3 tRNA genes and 3 rRNA genes are annotated in these 5,835 nt (G+C 55.0%); all 6 read right to left on the reverse strand.

Annotated features, from left to right (window positions below):
• Nucleotides 1–38 precede the first annotated feature (38 nt).
• Nucleotides 39–115, reverse strand: a tRNA-Met gene (locus K3A85_RS17720).
• A 202-nt stretch (nucleotides 116–317) separates the two neighbouring features.
• Nucleotides 318–432: ribosomal RNA gene (rrf, locus tag K3A85_RS17725) — 5S ribosomal RNA — on the reverse strand.
• 103 nt (nucleotides 433–535) lie between these two features.
• Nucleotides 536–3,328 (reverse strand): 23S ribosomal RNA (locus K3A85_RS17730).
• Between the two features lie 386 nt (nucleotides 3,329–3,714).
• Nucleotides 3,715–3,790: transfer RNA gene (locus tag K3A85_RS17735), tRNA-Ala, on the reverse strand.
• 18 nt (nucleotides 3,791–3,808) lie between these two features.
• Nucleotides 3,809–3,885, reverse strand: a tRNA-Ile gene (locus K3A85_RS17740).
• 188 nt (nucleotides 3,886–4,073) lie between these two features.
• Nucleotides 4,074–5,558 (reverse strand): 16S ribosomal RNA (locus K3A85_RS17745).
• The 16S, 23S and 5S rRNA genes sit together here with 3 tRNA genes alongside, the layout of an rRNA operon.
• Nucleotides 5,559–5,835 lie beyond the last annotated feature (277 nt).

A 5,835-nucleotide genomic window follows, 5' to 3' on the forward strand; every position in this document is an offset into this window, starting at 1 on the left:
GGTTCAACCTTGGATTGATGCCTGGTAAGTTTAGGATCTGGTTGCGGGGGCAGGATTTGAACCTGCGACCTTCAGGTTATGAGCCTGACGAGCTACCGGGCTGCTCCACCCCGCGTCACCATGTGGGGCTGAGCGTGTCAGCCCGGTAGCAGATTTGTTTTCTGGATCGACGCGCGATCCGTTGGCGGGCTGCTCCACCCCGCGTCATCGATGTGTGCGTCGATTGGGACGCAAAAAGGGGCCTTGGAGGGCCCCTTTTGGAGGGCACGAAGGCCCTTGACACATGTGAATGGGTTTTTCTTTGCGTCGGCTTTAATGCCTGGCGACGCCCTACTCTTCCAACGCTTGAGCGTTAGTACCATTGGCGCAGACTGGTTTCACGGCCGAGTTCGAGATGGGATCGGGTGGGTCACAGACGCTATGGTCACCAAGCAATAGAGCCGGCGCAAAGATTTCAATCGATGATACAGATGAGGTTGTTCTGGCTGGATACCGCCCATCTGGCAGCCGCAAGGCTGTCGTTGATGGTGGGATTCTCAAGCATGAACAGAGTTATTAGGACCGGTTAGCTTCATGCGTTACCGCACTTCCACACCCGGCCTATCAACGTGGTGGTCTACCACGACTCGATGATACCTTATCTTGAGGGAGGCTTCCCGCTTAGATGCTTTCAGCGGTTATCCCGTCCATGCATAGCTACCCTGCTGCACTGCTGGCGCAATGACAGGTACACCAGAGGCATGTTCACCCCGGTCCTCTCGTACTAGGGGCAACTCCTCTCAAGTATCGACGCCCACGGCAGATAGGGACCAAACTGTCTCGCGACGTTCTGAACCCAGCTCACGTACCACTTTAATTGGCGAACAGCCAAACCCTTGGGACCTGCTCCAGCCCCAGGATGTGATGAGCCGACATCGAGGTGCCAAACGATTCCGTCGATATGAGCTCTTGGGAATCATCAGCCTGTTATCCCCGGCGTACCTTTTATCCGTTGAGCGATGGCCCTTCCACGAGGGACCACCGGATCACTATGACCGACTTTCGTCTCTGCTCGATTCGTCAATCTCGCAGTCAGGCAGGCTTATGCCATTGCACTCTAACAGCCGGTTTCCAACCGGCCTGAGCCTACCATCGCGCGCCTCCGTTACTCTTTAGGAGGCGACCGCCCCAGTCAAACTACCCGCCACAGAGGGTCCCCGAACCGGCTAACGGTCCTGGGTTAGACATCAGAAAACAACAGGGTGGTATTTCACCTATGGCTCCACACCAGCTGGCGCCGGTGCTTCAAAGCCTCCCACCTATGCTACACAATTCTTTCCTAATGCCACTCTGAAGCTGCAGTAAAGGTGCACGGGGTCTTTCCGTCTAACCGCGGGTACTCCGCATCTTCACGGAGAATTCAATTTCGCTGAGCATATCCTGGAGACAGTGGGGAAGTCGTTACGCCATTCGTGCAGGTCGGAACTTACCCGACAAGGAATTTCGCTACCTTAGGACCGTTATAGTTACGGCCGCCGTTTACTCGGGCTTCAATTCGGAGCTTGCACTCCTCCTCTTAACCTTCGAGCACCGGGCAGGCGTCACACCCTATACGTCGTCTTGAAGCCGACTTAGCAGAGTGCTGTGTTTTTGCTAAACAGTCGCTACCCCCTGGCCTGTGCCCCCTGCCAGTGCTTGCGCATAGACAGGGCCTCCTTCTTCCGAAGGTACGGAGGCAATTTGCCGAGTTCCTTCAGGATACTTCTCTCAAGCGCCTTGGTATACTCTACCAGACCACCTGTGTCGGTTTCGGGTACGGTCTATACGGTGGGGCTATTTCCTGGAACCATTTCGAAGCCACTCCAATCCGTTAAGGAGTGACAACACACATGATCCGTCACACACCACCAGGCCCACGAATATTAACGTGGTTCCCATCGACTACCCCCTTCGGGCTCGTCTTAGGGGCCGGCTCACCCTGCTCAGATTAGCTTTAAGCAGGAACCCTTGGTCTTTCGGCGAGAGGGCATCTCACCCTCTTTGTCGCTACTCATGTCAGCATTCGCACTTCCGATACCTCCACGGTCGGTTACCCTCCCGCTTCGCAGGCCTACGGAACGCTCCGCTACCGCTCGGCACATAGTGCCGAACCCTAAGCTTCGGTGCACGTCTTGAGCCCCGTTACATCTTCGCCGCAGGAACCCTTGTTTAGACCAGTGAGCTGTTACGCTTTCTTTAAAGGATGGCTGCTTCTAAGCCAACCTCCTGGTTGTTTTGGGATTCCCACATGCTTTCCCACTTAGACGTGACTTGGGGACCTTAGCTGTAGGTTAGGGCTGTTTCCCTTTTGACGACGGACCTTAGCACCCGCCGTCTGTCTGCCGGATAAATCTCGTTGGTATTCGGAGTTTGGTTAGAGTTGGTAGATCTCGCGACCCCCGCATCCATCCAGTGCTCTACCCCCAACGGTATACGTCCGACGCTCTACCTCAATAGATTTCGCGGAGAACCAGCTATTTCCCGGTTTGATTGGCCTTTCACCCCTAAACACAACTCATCCGAGAATTTTTCAACATTCAACGGTTCGGTCCTCCAGTGCGTGTTACCGCACCTTCAACCTGGTCATGCCTAGATCACCGGGTTTCGGGTCTAATTCATCATACTCTGTCGCCCTATTCAGACTCGCTTTCGCTGCGCCTACACCTAACGGCTTAAGCTCGCATGATAAACTAAGTCACTGACCCATTATGCAAGAGGTACGCAGTCACTCCCTGTGGAGCTCCTACTGCTTGTAAGCATTCGGTTTCAGGTACTGTTTCACTCCCCTCATCGGGGTGCTTTTCACCTTTCCCTCACGGTACTGTGTTCGCTATCGGTCATGTACGAGTATTTAGGCTTGGAGGGTGGTCCCCCCATGTTCAGACAGGATTACACGTGTCCCGCCCTACTCGAGTCCTCATCCATCACTTTCGCATACGGGGCTGTCACCCGCTATGGCCGCTCTTTCCAAAGCGTTCTGCTAGTTGAAGATGAGGCACTGGCCTGGTCCGCGTTCGCTCGCCACTACTAACGGAATCTCGGTTGATGTCTTTTCCTCCAGGTACTGAGATGTTTCAGTTCCCCGGGTTCGCTTCACCAAGGCTATATATTCACCCTGATGATACCTTATCCACCTCACTCGATCCGCAATTGCTTGCCCATCGAGAGAAATGGTGAAGGTGGGTTTCCCCATTCGGAAATCGCCGGATCAAAGTTTGCTCACAACTCCCCGACGCTTATCGCAGCGTGCCACGTCCTTCATCGCCTGTACATGCCAAGGCATCCACCAAATGCTCTTACCTCACGCTTGAGAATCCACACCATCAACGACAGCCTTGCATAAACACGGTCGTTGTTTTTGAGGCGTGGACGATAATCTCAGCCAGATAATAATCATCTGTTGTGCCGCATCATATATACCCCCAACGTCTGAGGATACGATGCGCCACGGCATCGATTAAAAAACCCATTCACAATGTCAAAGATGCGGGCAGATCCCGCCTACCGGCAAAAGCCGGATTTCGTGTCTTCATCTCTGGAGTGTCTTCGAGAAAGCGCCTTGCACCAAGGGCCTCGGCCCATGCCGCCTGCGCCGTCAGTCGCGGCAAAGCCGCGCCTTATGGCGCAGCATTTCCGCGCTGGCCGGTCTTGCCGCTTGGCAAATTAGCTCCGCTAATTTGTCCGGCGGCTGCGACTTGGTGGAGCCTATCGGGATCGAACCGATGACCTGATGCTTGCAAAGCAACCGCTCTCCCAGCTGAGCTAAGGCCCCGCACCAATCGTTGCGGAATGGTGGGCCGAGCAAGAGTTGAACTTGCGACCTCACGCTTATCAGGCGTGCGCTCTAACCACCTGAGCTACCGGCCCATCCCGCACCTGCGCTCGCCCCAATCATACGATCGGCGCCGCGCACGGCAGAAGCCAGCTCAGGCTGACAGCAAGGATGATTCCTTGCTGATCTCCAGGATGAAGGGACATGAGGACGACGGCATGTTCTTTGGAATGGAAGAAGCCCCTCCAGCAGCTAGTGCCGGCGCTTTCTGCCAAATCCTTAGAAAGGAGGTGATCCAGCCGCAGGTTCCCCTACGGCTACCTTGTTACGACTTCACCCCAGTCGCTAAGCCCACCGTGGTCGCCTGCCTCTCTTGCGAGTTAGCGCAACGCCTTCGGGTGAACCCAACTCCCATGGTGTGACGGGCGGTGTGTACAAGGCCTGGGAACGTATTCACCGCGGCATGCTGATCCGCGATTACTAGCGATTCCGCCTTCATGCTCTCGAGTTGCAGAGAACAATCCGAACTGAGACGGCTTTTGGAGATTAGCTCACTCTCGCGAGTTTGCTGCCCACTGTCACCGCCATTGTAGCACGTGTGTAGCCCAGCCTGTAAGGGCCATGAGGACTTGACGTCATCCCCACCTTCCTCCGGCTTATCACCGGCGGTTTCCTTAGAGTGCCCAACTAAATGATGGCAACTAAGGACGAGGGTTGCGCTCGTTGCGGGACTTAACCCAACATCTCACGACACGAGCTGACGACAGCCATGCAGCACCTGTCACCGCGTCCCCGAAGGGAACCAATCATCTCTGAAAGTAGCGCGGGATGTCAAAGGCTGGTAAGGTTCTGCGCGTTGCTTCGAATTAAACCACATGCTCCACCGCTTGTGCAGGCCCCCGTCAATTCCTTTGAGTTTTAATCTTGCGACCGTACTCCCCAGGCGGATAACTTAATGCGTTAGCTGCGCCACCCAAACACCAAGTGCCCGGACAGCTAGTTATCATCGTTTACGGCGTGGACTACCAGGGTATCTAATCCTGTTTGCTCCCCACGCTTTCGCACCTCAGCGTCAATACTTGTCCAGTCAGTCGCCTTCGCCACTGGTGTTCTTCCGAATATCTACGAATTTCACCTCTACACTCGGAATTCCACTGACCTCTCCAAGATTCTAGCTACCTAGTTTCAAAGGCAGTTCCGAAGTTGAGCTCCGGGCTTTCACCTCTGACTTGAGTAGCCGCCTACGTGCGCTTTACGCCCAGTAATTCCGAACAACGCTAGCCCCCTCCGTATTACCGCGGCTGCTGGCACGGAGTTAGCCGGGGCTTATTCTCCCGGTACTGTCATTATCATCCCGGGTAAAAGAGCTTTACGACCCGAGGGCCTTCATCACTCACGCGGCATTGCTGGATCAGGCTTGCGCCCATTGTCCAATATTCCCCACTGCTGCCTCCCGTAGGAGTCTGGGCCGTGTCTCAGTCCCAGTGTGGCTGATCATCCTCTCAGACCAGCTAAGGATCGTCGGCTTGGTAGGCCTTTACCCCACCAACTACCTAATCCTACGCGGGCTCATCCTTTGCCGATAAATCTTTGGACCGAAGTCATCATCCGGTATTAGCAGTCATTTCTAACTGTTATTCCGAAGCAAAGGGCAGATTCCCACGCGTTACGCACCCGTGCGCCACTAAGGCCGAAGCCTTCGTTCGACTTGCATGTGTTAGGCATGCCGCCAGCGTTCGTTCTGAGCCAGGATCAAACTCTCAAGTTGTGTCACAACACCAAACAGCACGGGAATATTCCCGCCAACCGTCCAGTGCCGAACTCCGGGAGCCGATACCTGCACTTGTCAAACGTAATGGATACGAAGGACATATGCACGACATCGGCTTGCTTAACCGGTTACCGGAGCCCAAAGACCCCCGGACCGGGCGCCGTCGCCCACATGTCCCTTCATCTAAACCAACAATGTCAAAGAACCACTCAACCCCGTCCCATCCCCAGGCCAAAGGACCCGAAAGAGACAAAATCAGGCGGACAACCATCCC

This window comes from Novosphingobium huizhouense (assembly GCF_020179475.1).
In the GTDB taxonomy this organism is placed as follows: Bacteria; Pseudomonadota; Alphaproteobacteria; order Sphingomonadales; family Sphingomonadaceae; genus Novosphingobium; species Novosphingobium huizhouense.